Below are 24,910 nucleotides of genomic sequence, written 5' to 3' on the forward strand. Positions count from 1 at the left end.
GTCTACCAGCACCAGCCGTAACGCACCCCCCATCCGGTATGCCGTCCGAACCGGTAGTACGAGAAACCCACCGACGGATAGGACCAGTAATACCGATAGGTCGGGTAGCAGTACGTCGTGGAAGAGTAGGGCGTGATATACGTCACGCACGTGTCGTACCGGTAGTGCGTCCCGCACCAGACGGTGCTGTAGCTCGGGACGTAGACGTAGGTGGTCTGCGGCACGTACACGGGGCGCTCGACGACGCGTTCCACCGTCCGTTCCGGGGCGGGCGCGGGGGCCGGGGCGGCCTGGGGATTCACGAGCGCGCCGAGAACCCGCTCGCTGGCGCCGGCCTGCTTGAGCTCCACGAGGTCGTCGGCGGACATTCTGGCCACCGGACCGTGAGCGCGGATGTAGGACAGGATCACGTCGTCGGAGACGCCGGCGGCGACGAGCTTCTTGATTTCATCCTTGCCGACGTCGGCCGCCGCGGCCAAGGGAAGCCCGGCCAGGAACGCCAGGCTCAGCAGGGCTTTCTTCGGAATTCTCATCGTTCCCTCCTCCCGACTTAATGCACGCAATAAGCCGTATGGACATGGACCCGGGTCCGCGAATGGCGGCCCAGAACGTACCCGAACACGGCCGCCGCGCCGACCAGGATCGCGGGCTCATAATCATATACGACGGTCCGGGTCTCCCGGGCGGGGCGGGGAACCGTGACGGGCGCCTCCAGAAGCGCGTTGAGGACGGCGCTGGAAACCCCCTGTTCCTTGAGGGCGACGATGTCGTCGGCCGTCGGGCGGCGTTCCACGCCGTCCTTTCGAATCCGCTCGAGGATCGCGGCTTCGGAGTATCCCGCCCGGGTCATGGCAACCACTTCGTTGTGGCTGACGGGGGTGACGCCGGGATCGTAGGAGCGGTGTTCGTACGCCACGCACCCTCCCAGGAGAAGGGAGCCGCACAGGGTCAGGATCAGAGCCTTCCGCATGGCAGTCCTCCCCGCAAAACCTACGAGGGTTAGACGACCCGGCATAGATCATGTTACCGGGGCGGGGGAGCCGGTTCAAGGAGCGCCCGCGGGGGGCTCCAGCGCTTTCCTCAGGCGTCGCAAGGCGTTGAAAATCCGGGATTTGACGGTTCCCTCGGGGATGCCGAGGATTTCGGCGATCTCGTCGTATTTGAGGCCTTGGTATTCGGCCAGGAGCAGGCAGGCCCGTTCGCCTTCCGGGAGGGTCTTGAGCGCTTGGAGGAGGGCGAGGTGCGTGTCGCGGCGGTCGAGGTCGGGTTCGGGGGCTTCGGAGATGGCGCCGTTCACGTCGGGGAGGGGGCTTTCACGACGCTTGGCCGCATCGTTGGCGAAAAGATTGTGAGCGATGTGGAAGAGGTAGGTGGAGACTTTGGCCGAAGGGACATAGCGCCGGGCGGCGCGCCAGACGCGCAGGAAGGTTTCCTGGAGGAGATCCTCGGCGCGGGCGCGGTTTCCGGAAAGCCGGAAGAGGTAGTTGAAAAGCGGCCGCTCGTAGCGGCGATACAGTTCCTCCAGGGCGGCCGCGTCGCCCGCCTTGACGCGGAGCATGAGGTCGGTTTCCGGGTCGGCCACCGACGCCGAGTCTAAGGGGCCTTTTCTCCCATTGTCAACGCTCGCGAGGCGCCGCTATCATCCGGGTCGGTCGCCGGACCCATCGCCGGGAGCGGGGAATCGTTGAAAAGAGGAGGGATCCATGGGCGCACGCGATCATCGGGAACAGGCCGACCAGGAGAGCGCTCGGGTGGCCATCCTCACGGTGAGCGACACCCGGACGCCGGAGACGGACACCTCGGGAAAGGAGGCCTTCGAGATCTTCCGCAAGTTCGGCCACACGGTCGTGGAGCACGCGCAGGTGCCCAACGAGCGCAAGAAGATTTCCGAGGCGGCCGAGAAAGCGCTGCGCGAGGCGGATCTCGTGGTCACGATCGGCGGGACGGGGGCCAGCCGCAAGGACGTGACGGTGGAAGCGCTGCGCCCGCTGGTCGAGAAGGAGCTTCCCGGGTTCGGGGAGCTGTTCCGGTCGATGTCGGCGCGGGAGATCGGGACGGCGGCCATTCTTTCCCGGGCGCTTCTCGGGGTTACGTCGGCCGGCCGCATCGTGGTGGCCCTTCCGGGCTCGACGGGCGCGGTTCGGCTGGGGCTGGAAGGGATCCTCATGAACGAACTCAAACATCTCCTCTGGGAGCTGCGGCGGTACGCATGAGCCTTTGGGCATGGTACCGGGCGCGGCGTTGGGGCTGGAAGATCGGGATCGCCGTCGCGGCCCTTCCGCTGGGAGCGGCGCTTCTCTACGGGGTCGGTCGGACGGTCCAGTACTGGGGCGCCGAGGGGGACCCCGCGCTCTACGTGCCGCGCGAGGCGAACGTGGTCTTTCGCGCCCGGGACCTGGAGGCGCAGCTCGAACGGATGGAGGGGACGGTCGCCTGGCGGGCGATCCGGCGGCGGCTCCTGCGCCACCCGGCGATTCGGGGGGCGATCAACGAAACCCTTCGCCAAGCGGGGCTTCCGACGCTCGATGATCTGGAGGACCGCCGGCAGGGGACGGCGGAGGGGCTGCGCCGTCTCCTGTGGATCGCAGGCCGGGACGCCGTCGGAGCGCTGAAGATGGGGACGCCGGGTCGTGCTCCGGAGGGGCTCGGCGTGGTCCGGCTTCCCTGGACGCTCTACCTGGCGGCGCCGTTTGCGTCCTGGGTTCTGCCCTCCGAGGAGGAAGGCGGGAGGAAGCTGCTGAAGGTACGGCAAGGTCGGGGGGCGATCTACGTCGCCTTCGCGGGGCGGCTGGCGCTGGCCAGTACGGACAAGGCATTTCTGGTTCGGGCGCTCGCCCGGGCGGGAACGCCGCGGGAGGCGGGGGCGCCTCTCGAACTTACGGTGGAATTCGACGGCTCGCCGGCTTTGGAATCCCTGCGGCGGGAGTTCGGATGGGTGGAAGGGGTCCTGGGGGCGGAGGGGACCCGGGCGCTGACGGTTTCCGCGGATCTGCGCGAGGAGGCGCTGGTCGTGGAGGGAACGCTCGCGGGGGCGCGGCCGGTGGGTGGGGAACCCGCGCCGCACGCGCGGGCCGCGTGGGCTCCGGCGGGAGGCTCGGGGGTCCTGGCGCACCGCGCGGGGCTGTCGGATCTGCACGCGGGCCTCAAGGGGCTCGGCGGTTCGGCAAAGAATCTCCGGCAGGCGTTCGAGACGCTCGACGAGGTGGGGAAGTTCGCCTCGACCGTGCTTCCGCTTCTGGAGCCGGGGATGACGGTGGTGACGGGGGGCGTCGGCGATACGCGGGTGTTCCCGGCGGTGGCGCTGATTTGTCCGAGTCGGGAGCCGCGGCGGGCGGTCGAGGCGCTCGACGGAGTCATTCGCCGGATCGGCGGGAAGTTCATCGAGCAGCGGCCTCTGCAGGAGCACGTCGTGGGGGACGTGGCGATTCACTCCTGGGCTCCTCCGGGGGCGCTTCCGGCGGACGAAATTCTTCAGCCGTGCTACGCGGCGGTTCGGGACGCGTTCGTCCTGGGGAACAATTTGGCCTTCACGGAGGCGGTCGTGCGCGTCGCTTTGGGGGAAGCGGGGAGCCTGACGGAGCAGGCGCATTTCCGGGCGCTGCGGCGGGAGCTGGGGCGGCACGGGTTCGTGGTCGAGCCGGACGGGGCGGGCGGGGTGTTCCTGGCGGGGCCGATCCGGGAGTCCCTGGACGGTCTCCTGGGGCCGGCGGCGCAGTTTCTCGTGGACGCGCGCTTGCCGGGGCCGGTGCTGCGGCAGGAGATCGAAACGGAGCTGCGGGAGCAGGGGCGCGCGCTTCCGCCGCCGGAGGTGGATCAGCTTTTCTACGAGCGGCAGCGGCAGAAATATCGGGAGGAGGAGGAGGCGCTCCGGGCGCGTCTGGGATTTCTCGACGCCTTCAAGTGGTTCGCGTTCGAGTCCCGTTCCGGGCCCCGCGGAATGTCGTTTCGGGCGGCGGCGGCGTTCCGGTGAGCTTCAGAAGCCGGCGCGCTTGAGCCATTCCCGGGTGATGCGGGAGGGGGAACGGCGCCGAGCCAACTTCGCGAGAATGTCGAGCTCGAGGTTGACGAGGTCGCCCTTCTTGAGCCGTCCCAGCGTGGTCCGGCGGCGGGTGGTCGGGATGAGCGCGACGGTGAAGGCGTCGGGCTCCACGTCCACGACGGTGAGGCTCACGCCGTCCACCGCGATCGATCCTTTGGGCACGAGTTCCGAAGCCAGCGGCGTTCCGATCTTGAGAAGCGGACGGACGTCCAGGACGCGTCCGGTGCCGTCCACGTGGCCCTGGACGATGTGGCCGCCGAGACGTTCGCCGAGCCGGAGGGCGCGTTCGAGGTTGACGGGGGATCCGCGGCGGAGCCGCCCCAGGTTGGTACGGGCGAGGGTTTCGGGAACCAGATCGAATCCCGCCTGATCGTCCTGGAGCCGGGCGACGGTCAGGCAGACGCCGTTGACGGCCACGCTTTCGCCCGGGACGAGGTCGGGGAAACCCGTCTGGACCACCAGTCGACGGCCGGGGCGGATCACCCGGCCGACCCGCTCCACGATTCCTGTGAACATGGGGGCATCATTTTATACACACCCCCGGCGGCGTGCACGCGGAAAACCGGACGCGCAATCCGCGGGCGCCGGGGGCTCCGGCGGGGGGCCGGAGGTCGGCGCCCGCGGGAAGGAGAGGGAGGTTCCGGAGGAAGGCCCCTTGGGCCGGTCAAACGGATATCGGAATGCGCCGCCGGACCGAGGAGGGGATCTTGGCGAAGCGTACGGTCAGAACTCCGTCGGCGCAGGTGGTGTGGACGCGATCCGGATCGGCCGACGGCGGCAGGGGGATGAGCCGGCGGAAGGGGCCGAAGCGTCGCTCCAGCTTCACGACCGCGCCCGGACGGCCGTAGTCGGGTTCCCTTTTCTCTCCGGCCACCACGAGTCCGTTGCGGGAAACGGTGACCAGAAGGCTCTCCGGGTCCACGCCGGGGATCTCGATCCGCACGAGGATTTCGTCGTCCGTTTCGGCGACGTCCACGGGCGGAGACCATGCCGGGGTGTGGGCGGTGTAAGCGGGACGGTCCAAAAGCGTTCGCGCCATAACAGCTCTCCTTCCACAGACCCTCGCGGAGTCAACTCGTCCGCTTGGGAAAGTGCAAGCAGCGTGCCAGCGATTTTCTCGCCGCCGGGCGCAACCGTTCTTTTTCGAAGCGGTTGCGTTGAAGAGAGGACCCGGCCGCGCGGGGGGTGTCAAAGTGGCAGCGTTTTGCGGTCGCTCTCTCTTAGAAGGCGTTGGGGGCGAAGGTCATAGGCTTGTCGGACGCGAAGGTATGCGGATTGCAGGGGAAGCGGGAGGATAAAGGAGGCGGGCATGGAGCGAGGTGATTCTTTCATTTCGCTTCTGGGCTGCGGGGTGTGGTTGTTGGTGTTCAGTTTGGCGGCGGCGGGGTTTCTGGCCTTGGCGGCGGCGATGGGTTCCTGCGTGGCCGGTTGAAGGCCATAAAAAGCCTTGACCGATCGGGGTCGATAGAGATAATAGTTGCTCCCTTCGCAGGGTGCACACCGCAGCCGTACCGAGGTGGGCATGATCATTGACGTGGTGACGCTTTTCCCCCGGATGTTCGAGGGGGTCCTGGGCGAGAGCATCCTGAGGCGCGCGCAGGAGGAGGGCAAGGTTCGGGTCAACCTGATCAACCTGCGCGACTTCTCCCGGGAGCGTCACAAGAAGGTGGATGCACCGCCGTACGGGGGCGGCCCCGGCATGGTGATCATGGCCGAACCCGTTTTCGAGGCGGTCGAACATCTGCGGAGGAACGGCCGCGAGGAGTCGCTCCTGGTCCTTCTGACGCCGGGGGGCGTCCGGTATACGCAAACCCTGGCGCGGGAGCTGTCCCGGAAGAAGGGGTTGATTCTTCTGTGCGGTCACTATGAAGGCTTCGACGAGCGGGTCAGCCAGGGGTTGGCCCCGCTGGAGCTTTCGATCGGCGATTACGTCCTGACGGGCGGCGAAATTCCGGCGATGGTCGTGCTGGACTCGGTGGTCCGGCTGATTCCGGGAGTGCTGGGAGCGCCCGGTTCGCTCGCCGAAGAGTCGTTCTCGGAGGGGATGCTGGAGTACCCGCAGTACACGCGGCCGCCGGACGTCCGCGGGATGAAGGTGCCCGGGGTGCTCCTTTCGGGCGATCACGCGGAGATCGCCCGGTGGCGGCGGCGGGCGTCGGAGGAACGCACGAAGGCCCGGAGGCCGGACCTCCTGGATCCGGGGGCGGAAGGGACTCAAGGAACCGTATGACGATGGTGGCTGCCATGCGAGCGCTCGACGGCATCGAAAAGGACTGGCTGCGCAAGAAGACGCCCAAGTTCGACGTGGGCGACACGGTGGACGTGCACGTCAAGATCATCGAGGGAGACCGGGAGCGCATTCAGATTTTCAGCGGCACGGTGATCGCCAAGCGCCACCAGGGCCTTTCCGAGACCTTCACGGTGCGCCGCATCGTCCAGGGCGAAGGCGTCGAGCGCATTTTCCCGCTTCAGTCGCCGCGCGTCGTGGACGTGGTCGTCCGCAAGAAGGGCAAGGTGCGCCGGGCGAAACTCCACTTCCTGCGCGAGCGCGTCGGCCGCGCCACGCGCGTGGAGGAGAAGCTGGGCGGCGCGAAGGAAGAGGCTCCCGCGCCCGCGGCTCCGGAGGGCGCCGCCCCGGCCGCCTCCGAGACGCCCAAGGAGAAGCCGGCCCCCGCCAAGTGAAGGCCTTTGCTTTCGGGACGGGCGGCCTTTAGAATCAGGCCCCATGGCCGGCCCGGGTCCCTACGAGCGCGACGCGAAATTCGAGGACGCGCTCCGCCCCGCTTCTTTCGGCGAATTCATCGGGCAACGCAAGACCGTTCAGAACCTCCAGATCGCCATCAAGGCCGCCCGCAAGCGCAAAGAGGCCCTCGATCACGTCCTGTTCAGCGGCCTGCCCGGCCTCGGGAAGACCACCCTGGCGCGCCTGATCGCCTTCGAGATGAAGGCTCAGCTGCACACGACGTCGGGCCCCGTCCTCAAGCGCCCCGGGGACCTCGTCGGCACGCTCACCAAGCTCCAGCAGGGGGACGTTCTTTTTATCGACGAGTGCCACCGGATGCTTCCGGACGTCGAAGAATTTCTCTATTCGGCGATGGAAGACTTCACGGTCTCGATCGCCATGGAGACGGGCCTGGCGGGCAAGACGATCACGCTTCCGCTCAAGAAGTTCACCCTCGTGGGAGCGACCACGCGCGAGGGCCTCCTCAGCGAACCGTTCCGGGCCCGGTTCGGGATCCTGGAGAAGCTGGAGTGGTACCCCGTCGAGGATCTGATCGAGATCCTCAAGCGTTCGGCGCGCCTTCTCGGGACCCAGATCGACGACGAAAGCGCCCGGCTCATCGCGGAGCGATCGCGCGGCACGCCCCGGATCGCCAACCGATACCTGCGGCGGGTGCGGGACCTGGCTCAGGTGAAGTCCGGCAATCGCATCACCCGGCCGGTGGCCGAGGAGGCGCTGGCGATGCTGGGGGTGGACGAGGTCGGGCTGGAGGAGATGGACCGGCGGATCCTTCGGACCCTCGTGAGCCATCCCGGTCCCGTGGGGCTCAAGACGCTGGCGGTGGCGGTGGGGGAGCAGGAGGATACGATCGAGGAGGTCTACGAGCCCTACCTCATCCAGCAGAATTTTCTGGTCCGCACGGCGCGCGGCCGCAAAGCCACGGAAAAGGCGCACCGTCATCTCAACCTGGAGGGGGCCCCCGAACCGCAGAAAAGGCTCTTCTGACCCGCGCCGCGGCGGCTATCGCGCCAGCCCAATGAGGCTCACCAGCGTGCGCAGGTCCTCGTCCGGCCACTCCAGCCCGAGCCCCACCAGGAACTCGGGATCTTCACCGATGCGGTTGACGCCGCCGTAGAGGCGCACCGTGCTCAGGAGAAGCTCCACCCAGCTCTCCTTGCGGGTCCACAGAGGGGTCTTCACGAAAAACCGAAGCACCGGACCGTCGATCCGCTCGTCGATGTCCTCCTGATCCACGTCGTTGTAGGCGTCCCGCCCTTCGAAGACGAACTCGACGGGGTGGCGGAAGAGGAGCCAGTCGTCCCACGTGAATTCCACGCCGCCCCCGGGTTTGCCCTCGAGGAGACCCCCGCGCACCGCCAGCCGGCGGTCGAGGAACCAGGGGATCCGGTACGCGGCCTGGACGTCGGGCCGGATGATCGTGTCCGCGTCGCCGTCCTCGAGGAGGGCCTCGTAGACGACGTCTCCTTCGGGGTCGAGCGAGAGAAACGCCGCCCCGACGAAGAAATATTTGTCCTCGCTGGGCGTGATGCGGATGCCGAGCCGCGAGATCTGCATGTGGCTTTCGTCGTAGAACTTCGAGTCCGCGGCGACCTCGACGACCGACCGGGCGGCGCGGCCGAGCACGCGGTCCACGTCCCGCAGCGCCTGCCTGGCCTGCTCGTAGAGCTCGTCGTCCTGCAGGAGCTTGCCCACGGTGCCTTCGCCGTTCTCCAGGCGCTCCGTGATCGTCCGGAGCGATTCGCTCGACTTTTCGACGTTCTCGACCGTGCGCTTGAGCCGCTCGCCCATCTCCTTGTCGTGCACGAGCGTCCCGAGGGGGCCCTCGCCGGACTGGATGCGCGCGGTGATCGCCTCGATGTTCCGGCCGGCCTTTTCCACATGCTCCAGGGTCTTCTGGAGACGCTCCGTCATCGCCCGGTCGTGGAGGAGCGCCCCGAGGGGGCCTTCCCCCTTGCGGAGGGCTTCGGTCGCCTCCCGCAGGTTGGCCGTCGCCTGCGCCACGTTGTCGAGCGCGGCGTCGATGAATTCCGAGCTCAGCCGCTCCTGGAGCTTGTCCACGGCCTTTTCGATCGACTCGAGCGCGCCCACCGCCTTGCGATGAAGCTCGTCGGTGGCCAGGAGCTTGTGGACCGTGCCGGGGCCTTCCTTGATCGTCTGGGTGATTTCGCGGAGATTCCGGATGAGCTCGCGGACGTTCTCGCGGTTCTCATCGACGAGCGAGCCGATCTCCTCGAGGCCCAGGCGGGCCTCTCCCGTGAGGACCGTCCGCTCGTCCACCGGCACGCGGGGTTCCCGGGAGCCGCGCAGGATCGAAACGTAGCTTCCGCCCAGGACCGAGGAGGACTCCACCGCGATCCGGGCGTCGGAATAGAGCGTCAGAGGGCGGTCCAGGGTCATCGTGGCGACGACGCCGCGGTCCGGATGCAGCTCGAGATCCTCCACGCGCCCCATGCGGAGGCCTTCCACCCGGACGTCGTCCCCCTTGCGGAGCCCCTGGACGCGCTCGAAGTGTACCCGGAGCGCGTAGCGGCGGCCGAAGGGCAGCTCTCCCACGACGAGCGTCGCGAAGGCCAGGAGGATGAGCGCCGCCAGGAACAGGAAGCCGAGCCAGACGTTTCGGTTCACGGGCGGCCCTCGGTCAGGGGTCCCTTGGAGAGACCGTCCACGAATTGGCGGACCACGGGATCGTCGCTGGATCGGAACTCCTCGGGGGGGCCGCATTTGGCGACCCGCCCGTTGAGGAGGAACGCGATCCGGTTGGAGACGCGGAAGGCGCTCGGCATGTCATGGGTCACGAGGACGGACGTGACGCCGAGCTTCTTCTGGAGATCCAGGATGAGATCGTTGATGACGGCGGAATTCACGGGGTCCAGGCCCGCCGTGGGCTCGTCGTAGAGGACGATCTCCGGATTGCGGATGAGCGCCCGGGCGAGGCCCGCGCGTTTCTTCATGCCCCCGGAAAGCTCCGCGGGCATTTTGTCGGCGTGGTCCGCCAGGCCCACCAGGGCGAGCTTTTCCATCACGCGCCGACGGACCTCCGCCTCGGGCAGGCGCTCGTGCTCGCGCAGGGGCAGCGCCACGTTCTCGAAGACGCTCATCGAGTTCAGAAGCGCCGCCCCCTGGAAACAGTACCCGATCTTCCTGCGCGCTTCCTCAAGGGCGCCGTTGGGGGAGCGGGCGATGTCCACGCCGTCGATCCGCACGGAGCCCCGGTCCGGCCGCAGAAGCCCCACGATGTGTTTCAGGGTGACGCTCTTGCCGGTCCCCGAGCCGCCGATGATGCAGAACGTTTCACCCCGTTCGACCGCGAACGTCAGGCCGTCGAGCACCCGGCGGCCGCCGAGCGTCTTGACCACGTCCTGGAACTCGATCGCGGGCGCGGCCAGAAGCGCGCGGGCGCTCACCGGCGCGGGGTGGGGGACCCGGGACGCTTCGTCGAGATTCACCACTCTAGTTTATACAGGATCCACGTGAGGAAATAATTGAAGGCCAGCACGCAGATGAAGCCGATGACCACCGCGCGCAGGGTCGCCCGGCCCACCCCCTCGGCCCCGTGCTCGGCGCGCAGGCCCTGGCCGGCGGCCACGATCGCGATCGTCGTCCCGAAGACGAGCGCCTTGAGCAGACCGCCGTAGACGTCCTTGAGCTCCAGAACGTCGCGCGCGTTCTTGAAGAAGATCGAAAGATCCACCTGGAAGGTGGCCTTGGCCATGAGCGCTCCGCCGAGGATGCCGATCGCGTCGGCGTAGATCGTCAGAACCACCGCGGCCAGAGCCAGGGCCAGAAGCCTCGGCATGACGAGGTAGTAGACGGGGTCGATCGACATGACCTCGAGCGCGTCGACCTCCTCGGACACCTTCATCGTGCCGATTTCGGCGGCGAACGTGGAGCCCACCAGGCCCGCCAGGGCGATCGCGGTGAACACGGGGCCCATCTCGCGGCACATGGCGGCGGCGACGATGTAGCCCAGGGTGCTTTCCTGCCCGAACCGCTGCAGCTGGTTGCCCGTCTGGAGGGCCAGCGTCATTCCGGTAAAGAGCGCCACGATGAAGACGACCGGGAGGCTTCCGAACGCACAGCGGGCGAGCTGCTGGAGGATCTCCCGGCGCTTGCGGCCCACCTGGGTGAGCCGGAGCGTCGCGCGGAAGAGGAGATCCAGCGTGTAGCCCGCCCCGGCGCAGGTCTCCTCGAACCAGTGCTGGGCCTTGGCGATCGCGGCCGTCATCGGCGATACAGTCCCCTGCGGCGGATGTACCGCTCCACGGCGTCCGGCACGAGGTAACGGATGGACAGGCCCCGCCGGACCCGGTCCCGGATCTCGGTCCCCGAGATCTCCAGGAGCGGCACTTCTACTATATCCTTTTTCGGCAATCCCGGGACCGTTCCGTGCCCCGGACGCGCGGCCACCGCGGGCCGGGCCAGCCGGACCACTTCCGCGGCCTCCTTCCAGCGCGGCAGGAGACGGGCCGCGTCGGCCCCGAGGATCAGCCGGTAGTCGGCCGGCCGGCGCCGGTGAAGCTCACGCAGGGTATCCACCGTGTACGACAGTCCGCCCCGTCGGAGTTCCAGGTCGCACGCTTCGAAGAGCGGGTTGCCCCGGATCGCCCGCCGCAGCATCTCCCAGCGATCCCGCGCGGGGGCCAGCGCGCCGGGATCCTTGAGCGGCGCGACGGCGGCCGGGATGAGCAGCACCCGCTCGAGGTCCAGGGCTTCCGCCACCCGTGTGGCCACGATGAGATGCCCGTGGTGGATCGGATTGAAACTCCCTCCCAAGATCCCCAGCCGAGGTCGGCGCGGCATGGTCCTCCTCGTTCAGGAAGCCGAACCGCGTCCTCCGGATGGGGATTCGCCCGCGGTTCGGTTCCTTGAAGGTCCGGAGGCCCTTATATCCTTCCGGAGGCGGCCTTGCAAAGGCTTTGCGGCCTGTGCTATAGTGCGGTCGCATGCCGCTGGCGGACGAGGTGCTCCGGGGCGATTCCCTGGCGGTGAGCAAGGCCATTTCCCTCGTCGAAAACGGCGCCCCCGAGGGGCGCGCTCTGCTGGACGCGATCGCCCCCCGGGTGGGCCGGGCGCTGCGCGTCGGGGTGACCGGACCTCCGGGCGTCGGGAAATCCACCACGCTGGACGAGCTTTCCGCCGCCTACCGCGCCCGGGGCGAGAAGGTCGGCATCCTCGCCGTGGACCCCACGAGCCCCTTCACGGGCGGCGCCCTCCTCGGGGACCGGGTCCGCATGGCCAAGGCGTCCGCCGGCGGGGACGTCTTCGTCCGCTCGATGGCCACCCGCGGGGCCGGAGGAGGGCTCGCCCGGGCCACCCAGGACGCCGCCGACATCCTCGACGCCGCCGGCTGCACGATCGTTCTCATCGAGACGGTGGGCGTGGGCCAGTCGGAGATCGAGGTCTCCCGCGCGGCGGACGTCGTGGTGGTGCTTCTGTCGCCGGAGTCGGGCGACGGCATCCAGGCCCTGAAATCCGGCCTTCTGGAGATTGCGGATCTTCTCGTCGTCAACAAGGCGGACCGTCCGGGGGCGGAGCGGCTGCAGCAGGATCTTCGGTCGGCGTTCGAGCTGGGGCTGCGGCCCCGCCGGGAGGTGCCGATCCTTCTGGCCGAGGCCGCGCGCGGCCGGGGCATCGGGGAGCTCGTGGCCGCGATCGACGCGTTCGTCGCGGCGCGGCGCGCGGACGGCGGCTTCGAGGAGCGGCGCCGCCGGAACATGGAGACGCGCATCCGGCAGATCGCGGAGTTCCTCGTGCAGCGGAGCCTCTGGGACGGCGGCGGGGCCCGGCGGCTGGAGGAGGGCGCCCGCGAGGTCCTGGCGCGCCGGCGCTCGCCCTACCAGGCCGCCCAGGAGCTTCTCCAGGAGGCTCTGCGATGACGCCCTCCGAGCGGCCGGCCCGATCGCGGTTCCCGGGCACGATCGTGCCCGCCGACAAGGTGGTCTACACGCCGCAGGATCTGGGGGACTTCGATCCGGAGCGCGATCTCGGGCGGCCCGGGGAGTACCCGTTCACCCGCGGCCCGTACCGGGACATGTACCGGGGCAAGCTCTGGACGATGCGGCAGTTCTCGGGCTACGGCACGGCCCGGGACACGAACCGGCGGTTCCGGTACCTTCTGGAGCACGGCCAGACGGGCCTTTCGGTGGCCTTCGACATGCCGACGCTCATGGGCTACGATTCGGACCACCCGCGCGCCCGGGGGGAAGTGGGGCGCGAGGGCGTGGCCGTCTGCACGCTGGAGGACATGGAGACGCTCTTCGAGGGGATTCCGCTCGGGGAGGTTTCGACCTCCATGACGATCAACAGCACGGCGGCGATCCTTCTCGCTTTTTACATCGCCGCCGCGGAGCGGCAGGGGGTGGCTCCGGAGCGCCTGCGGGGCACGATCCAGAACGACATCCTCAAGGAATACATCGCCCAGAAGGAGTGGATCTTCCCGCCGCTTCCGTCGATGCGGATCGTCACGGACGTAATGGCGTACTGCGCCGACCACGTGCCCAAGTGGAACACGATTTCCATCTCGGGCTACCACATCCGGGAGGCCGGCAGCACCGCGCTTCAGGAGCTGGCCTACACGCTCATGGACGGCTTCACGTACGTGGAGTTCGGGATGCGGGCGGGCCTTCCGGTGGACCGGTTCGCGCCGCGGCTGTCGTTCTTCTTCAACGCCCACATGAACTTCTTCGAGGAGATCGCCAAGTTCCGCGCGGCGCGGCGGATCTGGGCGCGCCGGATGCGGGAGCGCTACGGGGCGCGGAATCCGGAGAGCTGGCGGCTGAGGTTCCACACGCAGACGGCGGGCTGCTCGCTGACCGCCCAGCAGCCGCAGAACAACATCGTGCGCACGGCGCTGGAGGCTCTGGCGGCCGTCCTCGGCGGCACGCAGTCGCTCCACACGAACTCGATGGACGAGGCGCTGGCGCTCCCGTCCGAGGAGGCGGTCAAAATCGCGCTCCGGACGCAGCAGATTCTGGCGTACGAAACCGGAGTGGCCGACGTCATCGATCCTCTGGCCGGATCGTACTTCGTGGAATTCCTCACGAACCGCTTCGAGGAGGAGTGCGGCCGGATCTTCGAGGAGATCGAAAAGCGGGGCGGGATGATCGCCGCGATCGAGCAGGGGTACCCGCAGCGGGAGATCGCCCGCGCGGCCTACGAGTTCCAGAAGGACGTGGAGGAAAAACGCTACCTCGTGGTGGGGGTGAACGACTACGTGGAGCCCCAGGAGCGTCCGATTCCGATTCTCAAGATCGATCCGGCCGTCGAGCGCGATCAGATCGAGCGGGTGCGCGCCGTGCGGGCGCGGCGAAACGCGGCGGCCGCCGCGCGGGCGCTCGAGGGGATCCGGTCGGCCGCGCGGGGCGGGGACAACCTGATGCCGCGGTTCCTGGAGGCCGCGCGGGCCGGGGTGACGCTGGGCGAGATGGTGGACGTTCTTCGCGCCGAGTTCGGAGAATGGCGCGAGCCGCCCACCTACTGGTAGGGAGGTCGGATGCCGGACGGGGAGCGCAGGTATCGGGTCATCGTCGCCAAACCGGGCCTGGACGGGCACGACCGGGGGGCCAAGGTGGTGGCCGCGGCGCTGCGGGACGCGGGCTTCGAGGTGATTTACACGGGCCTCCACCAGACTCCCGAGGCGATCGTGAACGCCGCGCTTCAGGAGGACGCCGATGCGGTGTGTGTCTCGATCCTCTCGGGCGCGCACATGACGGTCTTTCCGGAGATTCTTTCCCTCATGCGGGCCAAGGGGCTGCACGACGTGCTTTTGTGCGGGGGCGGGATCATTCCGCCGGAGGACGCCGAAGAGCTTCAGAAGATGGGGGTGGGGCGCCTTTTCGGTCCCGGCACGGACACGCGGGAGATCGTTCAGTATCTTCGGGAGGAGATCGGCCGGCGCCGCCCCCAGGCGGCTCGGAGGGGATAAGGCGGCGTCGCCCGCACCGGCGGTTCGTTGCCGCGCGGCGCGGCGAGGAGTAGACTACTCCCGTGGACATCCTGCGCTCCCGCGTGGACCGCACGTCCCCCGAGTTCCAGGCCAACGAACGCCACCATCGCGCCCTCGCCCGGCGGCTGCGCGAGCGCCTGGCCCAGGTCCGCCGCGGGGGACCCGAGGCCGCCGTGGCGGTCCACCGCAAGCGCGGAAAGCTCCTGCCCCGCGAGCGGATCGAACGGCTGCTCGACCCCGGGACGCCGTTTCTGGAACTTTCCCCCCTGGCCGCCTGGGACCGGCACGGGAACGAAGTGCCTTCGGCGGGCCTCGTCACCGGCGTCGGCCGTGTCGCGGGCCGCGAGTGCATGATGGTGGCCAACGACGCGACCGTCAAGGGCGGCACCTATTTCCCCGAGACGATCCGCAAGCACCTGCGGGCCCAGGAAATCGCCCTCGAAAACCGCCTGCCGTGCATCTACCTTGTGGACTCCGGAGGCGTGTTCCTTCCGCTCCAGGCGGAGGTCTTTCCCGACCGGGACCACTTCGGGCGCATCTTCTACCACCAGGCGCTCCTTTCGGCGCGCGGAGTCCCCCAGATCTCCGTGGTGCTCGGGATGTGCACCGCGGGCGGGGCCTATGTGCCCGCCATGTCCGACGAGAACATCATCGTCCGCGGCGCGGGCACGATCTACCTGGGCGGGCCGCCTCTCGTGAAGGCCGCCACCGGCGAGGACGTCACGGCCGAGGAACTCGGCGGCGGCGAGATGCACGCCCGCGTGTCGGGCGTCTGCGACCACCTGGCCGAGGACGAGGAAGACGCCCTGCGCCGGTGCCGCGCGATCGTGGCCGGACTGAACACGGTCAAGCGCGTCGAGCTCGATCTGGCGCCTCCCGAAGAGCCCCTCTATCCGGCCGAGGAGATCTACGGGATCCTGCCGTCCGATCTGCGCCACCCGTTCGACGTGCGCGAGGTGCTCGCGCGCCTGGTGGACGGCAGCCGCTTCCGCGAATTCAAGGAGAACTACGGCTCCACGCTGGTCTGCGGATTCGCCCGCTGGTGGGGATACCCCGTGGGGATCCTGGCCAATAACGGCGTCCTCTTCAGCGAGAGCGCTCTCAAGGGGACCCACTTCATCGAGCTGTGCGACCAGCGGCGGATTCCTCTCCTCTTCTTCCAGAACATCACGGGATTCATGGTCGGAAAGCGCTACGAGCAGGGGGGAATCGCCAAGGACGGCGCCAAGATGGTGCAGGCCGTCGCCACGGCGGGCGTTCCCAAGATCACGGTCATCATCGGCGCCTCGCACGGGGCGGGCAATTACGCCATGTGCGGCCGGGCGTACGGCCCGCGGTTTCTCTTCACCTGGCCGAACTCGCGCGTCTCCGTCATGGGCGCCGAGCAGGCTGCCCGCGTGCTCGTGCAGGTCAAGCGCGACCAGTTCGCCCGGGAGGGAAAGACGCTCTCCGAAGACGAAGCCCGCGCGATCGCCGATCCGGTGCTGGCCCAGTACGAGCGCGAAGGGGATCCGTACTACGGGACGGCGCGGCTGTGGGACGACGGCCTTCTGGATCCCGCCGAGACCCGCCGCGCGGTGGCGCTGGCGCTTTCCGCCTGTCTGAACGCTCCGGTGGAGCCGGGGCGGGCCCCCGTGTTCCGGATGTGACGATGAAGACGGTCGCCGTCGAGATTCGGGATTCCGTGGCGCGCCTGACGCTGCGCCGCCCGGACGCCCGCAACGCCCTGGACGAGGTCATGATCGCGGAGCTGGCCCGAGCGTTCGGGGAGCTTCCTTCCTCCATCCGCGCCGTGGTGCTTTCGGGGGAGGGGCCGGCCTTCTGCGCGGGGGCGGACGCCGCGTGGATGAAAAAGAGCCGGTCGTACACGGAGGAGGAGAACGTCCGCGACGCCTCGACCCTGGCCGCGATGCTGCGCGCGGTGGACGAGTGCCCGTGTCCCGTTGTCGCCCGCGTGCACGGAGCCGCCCTGGGGGGCGGAAGCGGCCTCGTCGCCGCCTGCGATGTGGCGGTGGCCGCCGAGGGGACGGTTTTCGGATTCACGGAGGTTCGGTTGGGGCTCATCCCGGCGGTCATCTCCACGTTCGTTCTTCCCAAGATCGGACTGAGCGCGGCGCGGCGGTATTTCCTGACCGGCGAGCGTTTCGGGGCGCGCGAGGCCCGTGAGATGGGGCTCGTCCATGAGGTGGCCGATCCGGCCGCGCTGGACGCCCGCGTGGACGCGCTGGTCGCCGAGATCCTTCAGGCGGGTCCGGAGGCGGTGGCCGCCGCCAAGCGCCTTCTCCGGGAGGCGCCCGCGCTCCCGCGCGACCGGGCGATCGAGCATACGGTGCGGCTCATCGCCCGGCTGCGGGCGGGGGCGGAGGCGCAGGAGGGGCTGACGGCGTTCCTGGAGAAGCGCAAGCCCCGCTGGGTATGAAGGTTCTCGTCGCCAACCGGGGGGAGATCGCCTGCCGCGTGCTGCGCGCGCTGCGGGAGATGGGATTGCCCTCCGTGGCGGTCGTGGCGGCCGGCGAGGAGGACGAGCCGCACGCGGATCTGGCGTCCGAGATCGTGATGGTGCCGGGGCCGGAGGCGTATCTGGATCCGGCGGCGATGGTGGCGGCGGCGCGGCGTTCGGGCGCGCAGGCCGTGCATCCCGGCTACGGGTTTCTGTCCCAGAGCGCCGCCTTCGCGCGCGCCTGCCGCGACGCGGGGATCGTGTTCATCGGGCCGCCGCCGGAGGCGATGGCCGCGCTCGGGGACAAGCGCGCGGCGCGCCGGACGGCCGAGGGGCTCGGGATTCCGGTGCTTCCCGGCGCGCGGGAGGTGGACGCGCCGGCGGCGGCCGAGCAGGCGGCCGCGCGGGTGGGGTATCCGGTGCTCCTCAAGGCGGCCGGCGGAGGGGGCGGGCGCGGCATGCGGCGCGTGGAGCGCGCGGACGAGATGCCCGAGGCCTTCGAGTCCGCCCGGCGCGAGGCGGCCGCGGCCTTCGGAGACGACCGGCTGCTTCTGGAAAAATACCTGAGTCCCGCGCGGCACGTGGAAGTCCAGATCCTGGCCGACGGGCGCGAGGCGGTGGCCGTGGGGGAGCGCGAATGCAGCCTCCAGCGGCGCTATCAGAAGGTGATCGAAGAAGCTCCCTGCGCGGCGCTTTCCGAGCGGGCGCGGCAGGAGATGTTCGAGGCGGCCGTGAAGCTCGCCCGCGCCGTGGGATACCGGAGCGCCGGAACGGTGGAGTTCCTGGTGGGATCCGACGGCCGGGCGTGGTTTCTGGAGGTGAATACCCGCCTGCAGGTCGAGCATCCGGTGACCGAGCTCGTGACCGGAATCGACCTGGTCCGGGCGCAGATCGAGCTGGCTCAGGGAGCGCGGCTGCCGTCCCCCGCCGCTCCGCGCGGGCACGCCATCGAGGCGCGCCTGAACGCGGAAGATCCGTACCGCGGCTTTCTGCCGCAGACCGGAAAGATCCTCGGGCTTCATTTTCCGCATCGCCCCGGCCTGCGGGTGGACGCGGGCATCCGGGAAGGGAGCCGCGTGGGGACGCGATACGATCCCCTTCTGGCCAAGCTCGTCGCGTGGGGAAAGGATCGGGAGACGGCGCGGCGGCGGCTCATCGAGGCGCTGCGGGAGACCGTGCTTCTGGGGGTGGTCACGAACCTGTCGTTTCTCCTCTCGGTGCTCGAAAGCGACGTGTTCGTCCGCGGGGAGACCTTTACCACGACGCTCGAGGCGGCCGCATGGCCCGAGCCGCCGGTGCCGCCAGAGGCGGCGGAGGCGGCGCGGCGGGTACTGGCGGCGCCGTCGGGGGAAGCCGGCGGAGGGCCGAGCGACCTGCACTCGCCGTGGGCGACGATGGGGCCTTTCCGGGTGGGATCGTGAACTGGATCGTTTTCGAGCATGAGGGGCGCCGGGTCCGTCTGGCGGTGGCGCGGTCGGGTCCGGGCGTGTGGGTCGGCTGGCCCGGCGGGGCGCGCTATTTCGGGCCGGAGGGGCGCGAGGCCGTCGGAAGCGCCGGGGCGCGGGGCAACGAGGTGCGCGCCCCCATGACGGGCAAGGTGATTCGGGTGGCGGCCGCGCCGGGGCGGAAGGTCGCCGCGGGCGAGGTGCTCGTCGTTCTGGAGGCCATGAAGATGGAGTACCGCCTGGTCGCGCCGAGGGATGGGACCGTGGAGTCCGTCCGTTGCAGGGAAGGGGAGCTGGTGGATCTAGGGGCGACCCTGGTGACCTTGGGGGCCGCGCCGGAAGGAACGTCGTGATCCGCATCGTGGAGGTCGGGCCGCGCGACGGGCTGCAGAACGAAGCCGCCGCGATTCCCACGGACGTCAAGGTGGCGTTCGTGAACGCGCTTTCGCAGGCGGGCCTTCCCGAGATCGAAGCGGGGGCGTTCGTCTCTCCGAAGTGGGTGCCGCAGCTGGCGGATTCGGAGGACGTCTTCCGGCGGATCGCGCGTCGCCCGGGCGTGGTCTACTCGGCGCTCGTTCCGAACCTCCAGGGCTACGAGCGCGCGCGGGCCTGCCGGGCGGACAAGGTGGCGGTCTTCACGGCGGCGAGCGAGACGTTCAACCGAAGGAACGTCAACGCCTCGATCGAAGAGTCTCTGGAGCGCTTCCGGCCGGTCCTGGCGGAGGCGCGGCGGGACGGGGTTCCCGTGCGCGGCTACATTTCGACGGCCTTCTGGTGTCCCTACGAAGGGAAGGTGAAGCCGGAGAAGACGCTCGAGGTGGCGCTTCGCCTGAAGGATCTCGGGGTGGCGGAGCTTTCGATCGGCGACACCATCGGCAAAGCTTCGCCCCCGGAGGTGGCGGAGCTTCTGGGGCTTTTGGCCGGGCGGGTGCCGGTGGAGATGCTGGCCGTGCATTTCCACGACACCTACGGGCGGGCGGTGGCCAACGTGCTTGAGGCGCGGCGGCGGGGCGTGCGGACGTTCGACGCGAGCACGGGGGGGCTGGGCGGTTGCCCGTACGCCCCGGGGGCCTCGGGCAACGTGGCGACCGAGGCGGTGGTGCGCGCCCTGCGGGCCGCGGGGGACGAGGTGGGGGTGGACCTGGAGGCGCTGGCGCGGGCGCGGGCCGTCATCGCGCCGGCGGTCGGCCGGGCGCTCGCGGAGTGATGGAGCGTCGGGGACACATCGGATATAGTGCGGGACCTACGATCGCAGGGAGGACACGATGGGACTGGGGCGCTACTTTCTCCACAATCTTCTCGATTCCGGCCGGTTCAGCAGGATCGACCAGGAGATGGACGACCGCAAGGCCTACGAGGACTTCAAGGGTCCGAAGGCGTCCGATCCGATGACCCAGCTGGAGTTCGAGATCGGGTACGTCTCTCTCGTCTGCCGGACGCTCGTCGAGATGCTTCTGGCCAAGAAGATCTGCACGAAGGCGGAGCTCGAGGACCTGATGGACCGGATCGATCAGATGGATGGAGCCCGGGCCGGCGCCTTCGATCCGCGGAATTTCGGGATCGGGTAAAGGGGCGCGGCGGAACGATCCGCGCCCGCCGGTCGTTGAATAGGGAGGCTGAGGGGATCACCCGCGTCGTCCTTTGAAGGAGGTGGAGCGTGGATCTGGCGGGAGCGATTCTGGCGGGTCTTCTGGCGCAGGCCGCCCCGGAGGCGGGGGACGCGTATTTTCCGCTGGCCGAAGGGAACCGGTGGGTCTACCGGAACGACTACGACGAAGAGACGGAGATGATCCACGAGGTGACGGGGGCCGAGGAGGTCGGCGCGGTCCGGTGCCTGGTCCTCGAATACCGCACCCATCTGGAGGCGGAGAAGCGCACGCGGGTTCTGCGCAAGGAGTGGCTGGAGGTGACTCCGGAGGGGGTGCGGATCCACAAGGTGGTCCGGGGGTTGAGCACGTATCCGGTCGAAGAACCCTTCTTCAAGCTCAAGCGCGAGCTTCGGTCCGGCGACGCCTGGGGGGGCTCCACGCGGGGCTCGGAGCTTGCGCCCCGGTATCGGTTCTCGGTGGAAGGGGAGGAGGACGTGCAGGTTCCCGCCGGGACGTACAAGGCGGTGCGGGTGCGGGTGGCGATCGAATCGGGGGAGCGCCACGCCGCGGAAGGGCACGAGTGGTACGCGAAAGGCGTGGGGCTGGTTCGGAGCCGGATGACGATCCGGGCCCGCGGCGAGGAGGTCACGATCGGCGCAGAGCTCAAGGAGTTCCGCAAGGGGCCGGCGAAGTGATTCGGGGCCCTGGGATCGCCCGCGGACAGCCGATATAATTCCCGTAGAATGACACGGGTCGGCCTGGAGCTGGCCCGGGGGATCGCGTTCGCGGCGGCCTTCCTGGCGCCCGCGCGCCTGTGGGATCCGCCGCCTTCTCCGCTGGAACGGGCGCTTTTCCTCGTCCGCACGCAGGACTTCACGCCGCTTTTCGAATCCGTCTGCCGCCGGATCGAGACGCCCTTTTCGCCCGAACGGGAGGAGCGCTTTCTGGACGAGCTTTTCGGCCTGGCGGGCAAATGGAAGGCGCTGACGCGCAGCCGCGCGTCCTACGAGCGGCACGTCCGGAACGTTTTCGAGCGGCATCTCTTCGGTCCGGAGGAATTCGACCGGCTGATCGAGGGCGTGCGGGGCGACGCGAGGCGGGCCTTCGAGGCGGCGGAGAACCGGCTTCTCGTGGCGCTTTACGAGGACGTGCGGGCGGCGCGGCCGGAGCTGCGTTTCGAGCGGTTCCGGGACGATTACGCGCGCCTCGCGGCGCGCCTGCTGCCTTCGATCCTGGGGGACGCCGGGTTCAACGTCGTGTCGTGGGTGGGAAGCGAAGCGGCCGCGGCGGGGGCCACGGCGGCCCTGGGGGCGGCGGGAATTCTGGGGGGCGCGGCGGCGGCGGGGTCGGCGAGCGGCGTGTGGACGCTCGGGGTGGGGCTTGTGGTGAGCGTGGGGGCGGGACTGGCCGTGGACGCGTGGATCGGGGGCATCTGGGAGGACGCGGCGCGGGCCGAGCTTCGGGCGCACGTGGCGGAGCTGCGCAACCGGCTGGCCGAGGAGGTGACGCGCGCGGTGGGGGAGGCGGTGGCGTGTTTCGTTCGTCTTCAGGAGTGCGCCGTGAGGGAGCTTTACGGGAGGATCGCCGATGGGCGCATGGCTGATCGCGATTAGCCTGGCTTGGGCGCCTGCGTCGCAGGCGGCGCGCCGGCTCGTGCAGGAGCTGGCCGAGGCGTTCGGCCGGGAGGCCGTGGAGCGGGTGGAGTCCCGGATCGTGCGTCTCGTGGAGGCGCACGGGGACGAGGCGGCGGCGGCGCTGCGGCGGGCGGGTCCGGCGGCGGTGCCCGTGCTGGAGGCGCACGGGGCGACGGCGGCGCGTCTGGTGGCCCGCTGGGGGGACGAGGGGATGCGGCTCCTGGCGGCCGAGGGCGAGACGGCGATCCGGGCGGTGGGGCGGTGGGGGGATCGGGCGGCGGAATTCATGATCCGCCATCCCGGCGTGGGGAAGGATCTGCTGGAGCATTTCGGCGAACAGGCCCTTCGGGCCAACGTGTCGACGGAAGGAGCGATTCTTCTGGGGCGGCTTGCGGGTCCGATCCAGGCGTCGGGCCGGGCGGAGGAGATCTTCGGCGTGGTCGAGCGTTTCGGGGACCGGGCGTGTCAGTTTCTCTGGAGGAACAAGGGGACGGTCTTCACGGGGGCGCTGCTGGCGGCGTTCCTGGCGGATCCGAAGCCGTACCTCGACGGCGTCAGGAATCTCGTGGTGGAGCCGGCGGCGGAGGCGGCGCGGGAGGCGGTTCGGGGGACGAACTGGACGGTGGTGTTTCTGGCGATCGTGGGGGCGGGGGCGCTCGCCTTCGGGGTGCCGCGGTGGCTTCGGCGGCGCAAGGCGCGGGGAGCCGCGCTTGACTCCCCCGGAGGGGGGGCCTAGAATGTCGGGGCGCACGTCCTGGCCTGACGGGGCTGTAGCTCAGATGGGAGAGCGCCTGAATGGCATTCAGGAGGTCGAGGGTTCGAATCCCTTCAGCTCCACCAGGCCGGGACGCGCGGCGCCATTCTCCTCCCGCCCGATTCCGCCGGTCCGTTCTTGACGCCGTCCGTCCCTCCCGGTTAGCCTGAATTCGGCGTTCTTCGGAGGCTTTCGGATGCTCGGCGCGATCCTGTTTTGGGCGCTGGCGGGCGCCGCGGCGGACCAGGACGGCGCGGCGGACGAGAAGGAGCTTCGGCGCCGGATCGAGCAGCTCGGGGCGGATTTTCTCGAGGAGCGCCAGGCGGCGCGGGAGGCGCTGGAGAAGTTCGGCGCCCGGGCGGAAGGAGCGTTGCTCGAGGCGCTCCGGAGTCCCGACCATCGCGTTCGCGGCGTCGCGCTGGAGCTTCTCACGCTTCTTAAGTCCGCGCGGGCGCTGGACGCGGCGCGGGCGATGTTCGAGTCCGACGAGGACGCGGGCGTCCGGGACGCGGCCTTTCGACTCCTGCGGGCGCTGGGGCCCCGGGCCGAGGAGGCGCTGATCGCCGCCCTGCGCAGTCCGCGCCCCGAGCATCGCGCGGGGGCCCTTCAGTCGCTCACCGAGTTCAAGAGCGCGCGGGCGGCCAGGGACGTGGCCGACCTTCACGACCGCGAGGAGGACCCGGAGGTCAAAGCCCTGGCCTTGCGGTGTCTGCAGTCGCTGGGTCCGCCGGCCGAGCCTTTTCTTCTGAAGTATCTGGGTTCGCCCGACGCGGCCCTCCGGCGCGAGGCGCTCGAGGGGCTGCGATCGTCCTCGAGCCCCGAGGCTCTCGAGGCGGCGGGGAAGCTCTTCGCGCGGGAGACGGAGGTGCCGGTTCTCAACGCGGCGTTCGATTTCCTGCGGCAGGCGGGCCCGCGGGCGGCGCCTTTCTTCGTCGAGGCGCTCCGCAGTCCCCAGGAGCACGCCCGGGCGCGGGCGATCGAGGGGCTCAAGGCGCTTCGCCACGAGGCGGCGATCGGGCCGGTGGGGGAGGTCCTGCGGAAGGACGGTTCGGAGGCCGTCCGCGCGGCGGCGGCGGATTTTCTGAAAGGCATGGGCCTGAAGGCGGAGGAGCCGCTTGTCGAGGCGCTCTCCGCGGAGGACCGGCGGGTGCGCCTCCTGGCGCTCGAGGCGCTGGGCGAGATCCGGAGCGAGAAGCCGCTGGAGGCGGTGCGCCGGCTGTATCGCGAGGATCCGGACCGGGAGGTGCATCGGGCGGCCTTCGAGTATCTGCGGCGGTTGGGCCGGCGCGCGGAGAAGGATCTGCTCGCGGCGCTTTCGGACGAGGACAAGGAGATCCGGCGGCGGGCGATTCTGGCGCTCGGCGAGGCGGGGTCGGAGGAGGCGATTGCGCCCCTGGTGGGATTTCTCGTGCAGCGGCACGATGCGGAGATCAAAGGAGCGGCGCGGGACGCGCTCGTGCGGATCGGGCCGAAGGCGCTGGAAGCGGTGCGGCGGGCGGCCGCGGCGGGCGAAGTGGACAAGGAGATCGCCGGGGAAATGGAGGCGCTCCGCGTCCAGGAGGAGGTCGAGGGGGCGCTGGACCGGTGGGTGACGGACTTCGGGCAGAGCGGGACGTTCGAAGGACAGTTCCGCGACCTCGAGGCGCTGGGGCGGGAGAAGGCGCTGCCGGTGCTCCGGCGGATGGCGCGGGAGACGGGCTTCGCCTGGCGCCTGGCGGACCGGCGCCCGCGGAATTACGCGTACGAGCTTCGGATGCGCGAGCTGGCGATCCTGGCCCTGGGAGCGCTGGGAGATCGCGAGTCGGTCGGAGTCCTCAAGGAGGCGCTGCGGGAGGCGGGACCGGCCGGGACGGAGGGAGGATTCCGGGAGGAGCTGCTGGTGGCGCTTCATCGGCTGGGGGAGAAGGAGCCGCTGGAGGAATTCGTGGAGCGGACGCGCCGGGAAGCGCAGGAAGCCCTCCGCGGCGACGCCAAGGAGCAGGGGTGCACGCTTCTTTTCTCGGTAGGGCTGGTGCTCAACCGCGTCGGGCGGAAGGACGAGGCGCGCGAGGCGTACCGGGCGATCGTGAAGGCGGTGGACGAGCATGGGATCGCGGACGCGGGGGTTCTTCCCACGGCGGCCTACAACCTGGCCTGTCTGGAGGCGCAGGCGGGGCGCAAGAGGGAGGCGGTCGAGTGGCTCGAAAAAGCCGTCCGCGCGGGGTTCAAGGATCGCCAATGGATCCGGATGGACCGGGATCTCGATCCCATCCGGGACGAGGAGCGTTACCGCGCGCTTCTGGCCGACGAGGCGCTCTTCCGCGTCGAGGACCGCAACTGAC

General features: G+C 69.6%; 27 protein-coding genes, 1 tRNA gene and 1 pseudogene. 20 read left to right on the plus strand and 9 right to left on the minus strand.

All coding sequences use genetic code 11. The features are described from left to right. Positions 1 to 2 precede the first annotated feature (2 nt). The 3 genes from VNO22_12960 to VNO22_12970 all read right to left on the minus strand — a co-directional run bounded on the left by VNO22_12960 (position 3) and on the right by VNO22_12970 (position 1,582). Positions 3 to 533, minus strand: coding sequence for a hypothetical protein (locus VNO22_12960; GenBank protein HXG62285.1), 531 nt, complete (start codon positions 531 to 533; stop codon positions 3 to 5). A gap of 17 nt (positions 534 to 550) precedes the next feature. After that, positions 551 to 970: a hypothetical protein gene (locus VNO22_12965; protein HXG62286.1), complete on the minus strand. Its 420-nt coding sequence runs from the start codon at positions 968 to 970 to the stop codon at positions 551 to 553. Between the two features lie 75 nt (positions 971 to 1,045). After that, entirely contained in the window at positions 1,046 to 1,582 is a 537-nt protein-coding gene (locus tag VNO22_12970; GenBank protein HXG62287.1) for a sigma-70 family RNA polymerase sigma factor, read from the minus strand. 121 nt (positions 1,583 to 1,703) lie between these two features. Here VNO22_12970 and VNO22_12975 point away from each other — a divergent pair, with 121 nt between their 5' ends. Both VNO22_12975 and VNO22_12980 read left to right on the plus strand, forming a co-directional pair. Next, positions 1,704 to 2,213 (plus strand): MogA/MoaB family molybdenum cofactor biosynthesis protein, encoded by a 510-nt coding sequence (locus VNO22_12975; GenBank protein HXG62288.1) that lies wholly within the window; start codon positions 1,704 to 1,706, stop codon positions 2,211 to 2,213. Next, positions 2,210 to 3,970 carry a hypothetical protein gene (locus VNO22_12980; GenBank protein ID HXG62289.1) on the plus strand — a complete coding sequence of 587 codons (1,761 nt, stop codon included), beginning with the start codon at positions 2,210 to 2,212 and terminating at the stop codon, positions 3,968 to 3,970. The genes VNO22_12975 and VNO22_12980 overlap by 4 nt, the downstream gene beginning before the upstream one ends. 3 nt (positions 3,971 to 3,973) lie before the next feature. On the opposite strand, the gene VNO22_12985 is transcribed toward VNO22_12980, so the two are convergent. Both VNO22_12985 and VNO22_12990 read right to left on the minus strand, forming a co-directional pair. Beyond that, positions 3,974 to 4,555 (minus strand): riboflavin synthase, encoded by a 582-nt coding sequence (locus tag VNO22_12985; GenBank protein HXG62290.1) that lies wholly within the window; start codon positions 4,553 to 4,555, stop codon positions 3,974 to 3,976. Between the two features lie 148 nt (positions 4,556 to 4,703). Next, a complete protein-coding gene (locus VNO22_12990; protein HXG62291.1) occupies positions 4,704 to 5,078 on the minus strand; it encodes an Hsp20/alpha crystallin family protein in 375 nt (124 codons plus the stop codon). Between the two features lie 270 nt (positions 5,079 to 5,348). Here VNO22_12990 and VNO22_12995 point away from each other — a divergent pair, with 270 nt between their 5' ends. The 4 genes and pseudogenes from VNO22_12995 to ruvB all read left to right on the plus strand — a co-directional run bounded on the left by VNO22_12995 (position 5,349) and on the right by ruvB (position 7,766). Beyond that, positions 5,349 to 5,471 carry a hypothetical protein gene (locus VNO22_12995; GenBank protein HXG62292.1) on the plus strand — a complete coding sequence of 41 codons (123 nt, stop codon included), beginning with the start codon at positions 5,349 to 5,351 and terminating at the stop codon, positions 5,469 to 5,471. A 90-nt stretch (positions 5,472 to 5,561) separates the two neighbouring features. Next, positions 5,562 to 6,269: a tRNA (guanosine(37)-N1)-methyltransferase TrmD gene (gene trmD, locus VNO22_13000; GenBank protein HXG62293.1), complete on the plus strand. Its 708-nt coding sequence runs from the start codon at positions 5,562 to 5,564 to the stop codon at positions 6,267 to 6,269. 14 nt (positions 6,270 to 6,283) lie between these two features. Next, positions 6,284 to 6,622, plus strand: a pseudogene (gene rplS, locus VNO22_13005) (50S ribosomal protein L19). A 142-nt stretch (positions 6,623 to 6,764) separates the two neighbouring features. Beyond that, positions 6,765 to 7,766 carry a Holliday junction branch migration DNA helicase RuvB gene (ruvB, locus tag VNO22_13010; protein ID HXG62294.1) on the plus strand — a complete coding sequence of 334 codons (1,002 nt, stop codon included), beginning with the start codon at positions 6,765 to 6,767 and terminating at the stop codon, positions 7,764 to 7,766. Positions 7,767 to 7,781: 15 nt separating this feature from the next. Here the strand turns inward: ruvB and VNO22_13015 are convergent, their stop codons facing one another. From VNO22_13015 to nadD, 4 genes are read right to left on the minus strand one after another with little or no spacing between them, the layout of a single operon-like run. Next, the gene (locus VNO22_13015) at positions 7,782 to 9,407 is read right to left on the minus strand and encodes an MlaD family protein (GenBank protein ID HXG62295.1); all 1,626 of its coding nucleotides are present in this window, start codon (positions 9,405 to 9,407) and stop codon (positions 7,782 to 7,784) included. Further along, on the minus strand, positions 9,404 to 10,168 hold the full coding sequence (locus VNO22_13020; GenBank protein HXG62296.1) for an ABC transporter ATP-binding protein: 765 nt from the start codon (positions 10,166 to 10,168) through the stop codon (positions 9,404 to 9,406). The genes VNO22_13015 and VNO22_13020 overlap by 4 nt, the downstream gene beginning before the upstream one ends. Before the next feature lie 56 nt (positions 10,169 to 10,224). Next, positions 10,225 to 11,007 carry an ABC transporter permease gene (locus tag VNO22_13025; protein ID HXG62297.1) on the minus strand — a complete coding sequence of 261 codons (783 nt, stop codon included), beginning with the start codon at positions 11,005 to 11,007 and terminating at the stop codon, positions 10,225 to 10,227. After that, entirely contained in the window at positions 11,004 to 11,582 is a 579-nt protein-coding gene (gene nadD, locus VNO22_13030) for a nicotinate-nucleotide adenylyltransferase (GenBank protein HXG62298.1), read from the minus strand. The genes VNO22_13025 and nadD overlap by 4 nt, the downstream gene beginning before the upstream one ends. Positions 11,583 to 11,725: 143 nt before the next feature. Here nadD and meaB point away from each other — a divergent pair, with 143 nt between their 5' ends. From meaB to VNO22_13100, 14 genes are all read left to right on the plus strand, one after another. Next, entirely contained in the window at positions 11,726 to 12,658 is a 933-nt protein-coding gene (gene meaB / locus VNO22_13035) for a methylmalonyl Co-A mutase-associated GTPase MeaB (protein HXG62299.1), read from the plus strand. Next, positions 12,655 to 14,265, plus strand: coding sequence for a methylmalonyl-CoA mutase family protein (locus VNO22_13040; protein ID HXG62300.1), 1,611 nt, complete (start codon positions 12,655 to 12,657; stop codon positions 14,263 to 14,265). The genes meaB and VNO22_13040 overlap by 4 nt, the downstream gene beginning before the upstream one ends. Before the next feature lie 9 nt (positions 14,266 to 14,274). Beyond that, positions 14,275 to 14,706: a cobalamin B12-binding domain-containing protein gene (locus VNO22_13045; protein HXG62301.1), complete on the plus strand. Its 432-nt coding sequence runs from the start codon at positions 14,275 to 14,277 to the stop codon at positions 14,704 to 14,706. 62 nt (positions 14,707 to 14,768) lie between these two features. Continuing rightward, complete coding sequence (locus VNO22_13050) at positions 14,769 to 16,376, plus strand: carboxyl transferase domain-containing protein (GenBank protein ID HXG62302.1); 1,608 nt, start codon at positions 14,769 to 14,771, stop codon at positions 16,374 to 16,376. A gap of 2 nt (positions 16,377 to 16,378) precedes the next feature. Continuing rightward, positions 16,379 to 17,146 (plus strand): enoyl-CoA hydratase-related protein, encoded by a 768-nt coding sequence (locus VNO22_13055; GenBank protein HXG62303.1) that lies wholly within the window; start codon positions 16,379 to 16,381, stop codon positions 17,144 to 17,146. Further along, positions 17,143 to 18,588, plus strand: coding sequence for a biotin carboxylase N-terminal domain-containing protein (locus VNO22_13060; protein HXG62304.1), 1,446 nt, complete (start codon positions 17,143 to 17,145; stop codon positions 18,586 to 18,588). Before VNO22_13055 ends, VNO22_13060 begins: the two co-directional genes overlap by 4 nt. After that, positions 18,585 to 18,965, plus strand: a complete 381-nt coding sequence (locus VNO22_13065) for a biotin/lipoyl-containing protein (GenBank protein ID HXG62305.1) — start codon at positions 18,585 to 18,587, stop codon at positions 18,963 to 18,965. The genes VNO22_13060 and VNO22_13065 overlap by 4 nt, the downstream gene beginning before the upstream one ends. Then, complete coding sequence (locus tag VNO22_13070) at positions 18,962 to 19,819, plus strand: hydroxymethylglutaryl-CoA lyase (GenBank protein HXG62306.1); 858 nt, start codon at positions 18,962 to 18,964, stop codon at positions 19,817 to 19,819. Before VNO22_13065 ends, VNO22_13070 begins: the two co-directional genes overlap by 4 nt. 58 nt (positions 19,820 to 19,877) lie before the next feature. Continuing rightward, entirely contained in the window at positions 19,878 to 20,180 is a 303-nt protein-coding gene (locus VNO22_13075) for a hypothetical protein (protein HXG62307.1), read from the plus strand. A gap of 89 nt (positions 20,181 to 20,269) precedes the next feature. Then, a complete protein-coding gene (locus tag VNO22_13080; GenBank protein HXG62308.1) occupies positions 20,270 to 20,896 on the plus strand; it encodes a hypothetical protein in 627 nt (208 codons plus the stop codon). Between the two features lie 48 nt (positions 20,897 to 20,944). After that, positions 20,945 to 21,814 carry a hypothetical protein gene (locus VNO22_13085; GenBank protein ID HXG62309.1) on the plus strand — a complete coding sequence of 290 codons (870 nt, stop codon included), beginning with the start codon at positions 20,945 to 20,947 and terminating at the stop codon, positions 21,812 to 21,814. Further along, complete coding sequence (locus tag VNO22_13090; protein ID HXG62310.1) at positions 21,789 to 22,571, plus strand: hypothetical protein; 783 nt, start codon at positions 21,789 to 21,791, stop codon at positions 22,569 to 22,571. The genes VNO22_13085 and VNO22_13090 overlap by 26 nt, the downstream gene beginning before the upstream one ends. Positions 22,572 to 22,599: 28 nt before the next feature. Further along, a tRNA-Ala gene (locus VNO22_13095) sits at positions 22,600 to 22,675 on the plus strand. A gap of 110 nt (positions 22,676 to 22,785) precedes the next feature. Further along, positions 22,786 to 24,909: a HEAT repeat domain-containing protein gene (locus tag VNO22_13100; protein HXG62311.1), complete on the plus strand. Its 2,124-nt coding sequence runs from the start codon at positions 22,786 to 22,788 to the stop codon at positions 24,907 to 24,909. The last annotated feature ends 1 nt before the right edge of the window (position 24,910 follow it).

It is taken from the genome of Planctomycetota bacterium (assembly GCA_035574235.1).
Classification (GTDB): domain Bacteria; phylum Planctomycetota; class MHYJ01; order MHYJ01; family JACPRB01; genus DATLZA01.

Coding starts and splice junctions, on each gene's coding strand:
- VNO22_12960 (HXG62285.1), bottom strand. CDS start 533: ATGAGAATTCCGAAGAAAGCCCTGCTGAGCCTGGCGTTCCTGGCCGGG.
- VNO22_12965 (HXG62286.1), bottom strand. CDS start 970: ATGCGGAAGGCTCTGATCCTGACCCTGTGCGGCTCCCTTCTCCTGGGA.
- VNO22_12975 (HXG62288.1), top strand. CDS start 1,704: ATGGGCGCACGCGATCATCGGGAACAGGCCGACCAGGAGAGCGCTCGG.
- VNO22_12980 (HXG62289.1), top strand. CDS start 2,210: ATGAGCCTTTGGGCATGGTACCGGGCGCGGCGTTGGGGCTGGAAGATC.
- VNO22_12985 (HXG62290.1), bottom strand. CDS start 4,555: ATGTTCACAGGAATCGTGGAGCGGGTCGGCCGGGTGATCCGCCCCGGC.
- VNO22_12990 (HXG62291.1), bottom strand. CDS start 5,078: ATGGCGCGAACGCTTTTGGACCGTCCCGCTTACACCGCCCACACCCCG.
- VNO22_12995 (HXG62292.1), top strand. CDS start 5,349: ATGGAGCGAGGTGATTCTTTCATTTCGCTTCTGGGCTGCGGGGTGTGG.
- trmD (HXG62293.1), top strand. CDS start 5,562: ATGATCATTGACGTGGTGACGCTTTTCCCCCGGATGTTCGAGGGGGTC.
- ruvB (HXG62294.1), top strand. CDS start 6,765: ATGGCCGGCCCGGGTCCCTACGAGCGCGACGCGAAATTCGAGGACGCG.
- VNO22_13025 (HXG62297.1), bottom strand. CDS start 11,007: ATGACGGCCGCGATCGCCAAGGCCCAGCACTGGTTCGAGGAGACCTGC.
- nadD (HXG62298.1), bottom strand. CDS start 11,582: ATGCCGCGCCGACCTCGGCTGGGGATCTTGGGAGGGAGTTTCAATCCG.
- meaB (HXG62299.1), top strand. CDS start 11,726: ATGCCGCTGGCGGACGAGGTGCTCCGGGGCGATTCCCTGGCGGTGAGC.
- VNO22_13040 (HXG62300.1), top strand. CDS start 12,655: ATGACGCCCTCCGAGCGGCCGGCCCGATCGCGGTTCCCGGGCACGATC.
- VNO22_13045 (HXG62301.1), top strand. CDS start 14,275: ATGCCGGACGGGGAGCGCAGGTATCGGGTCATCGTCGCCAAACCGGGC.
- VNO22_13055 (HXG62303.1), top strand. CDS start 16,379: ATGAAGACGGTCGCCGTCGAGATTCGGGATTCCGTGGCGCGCCTGACG.
- VNO22_13060 (HXG62304.1), top strand. CDS start 17,143: ATGAAGGTTCTCGTCGCCAACCGGGGGGAGATCGCCTGCCGCGTGCTG.
- VNO22_13075 (HXG62307.1), top strand. CDS start 19,878: ATGGGACTGGGGCGCTACTTTCTCCACAATCTTCTCGATTCCGGCCGG.
- VNO22_13085 (HXG62309.1), top strand. CDS start 20,945: ATGACACGGGTCGGCCTGGAGCTGGCCCGGGGGATCGCGTTCGCGGCG.
- VNO22_13090 (HXG62310.1), top strand. CDS start 21,789: ATGGGCGCATGGCTGATCGCGATTAGCCTGGCTTGGGCGCCTGCGTCG.
- VNO22_13100 (HXG62311.1), top strand. CDS start 22,786: ATGCTCGGCGCGATCCTGTTTTGGGCGCTGGCGGGCGCCGCGGCGGAC.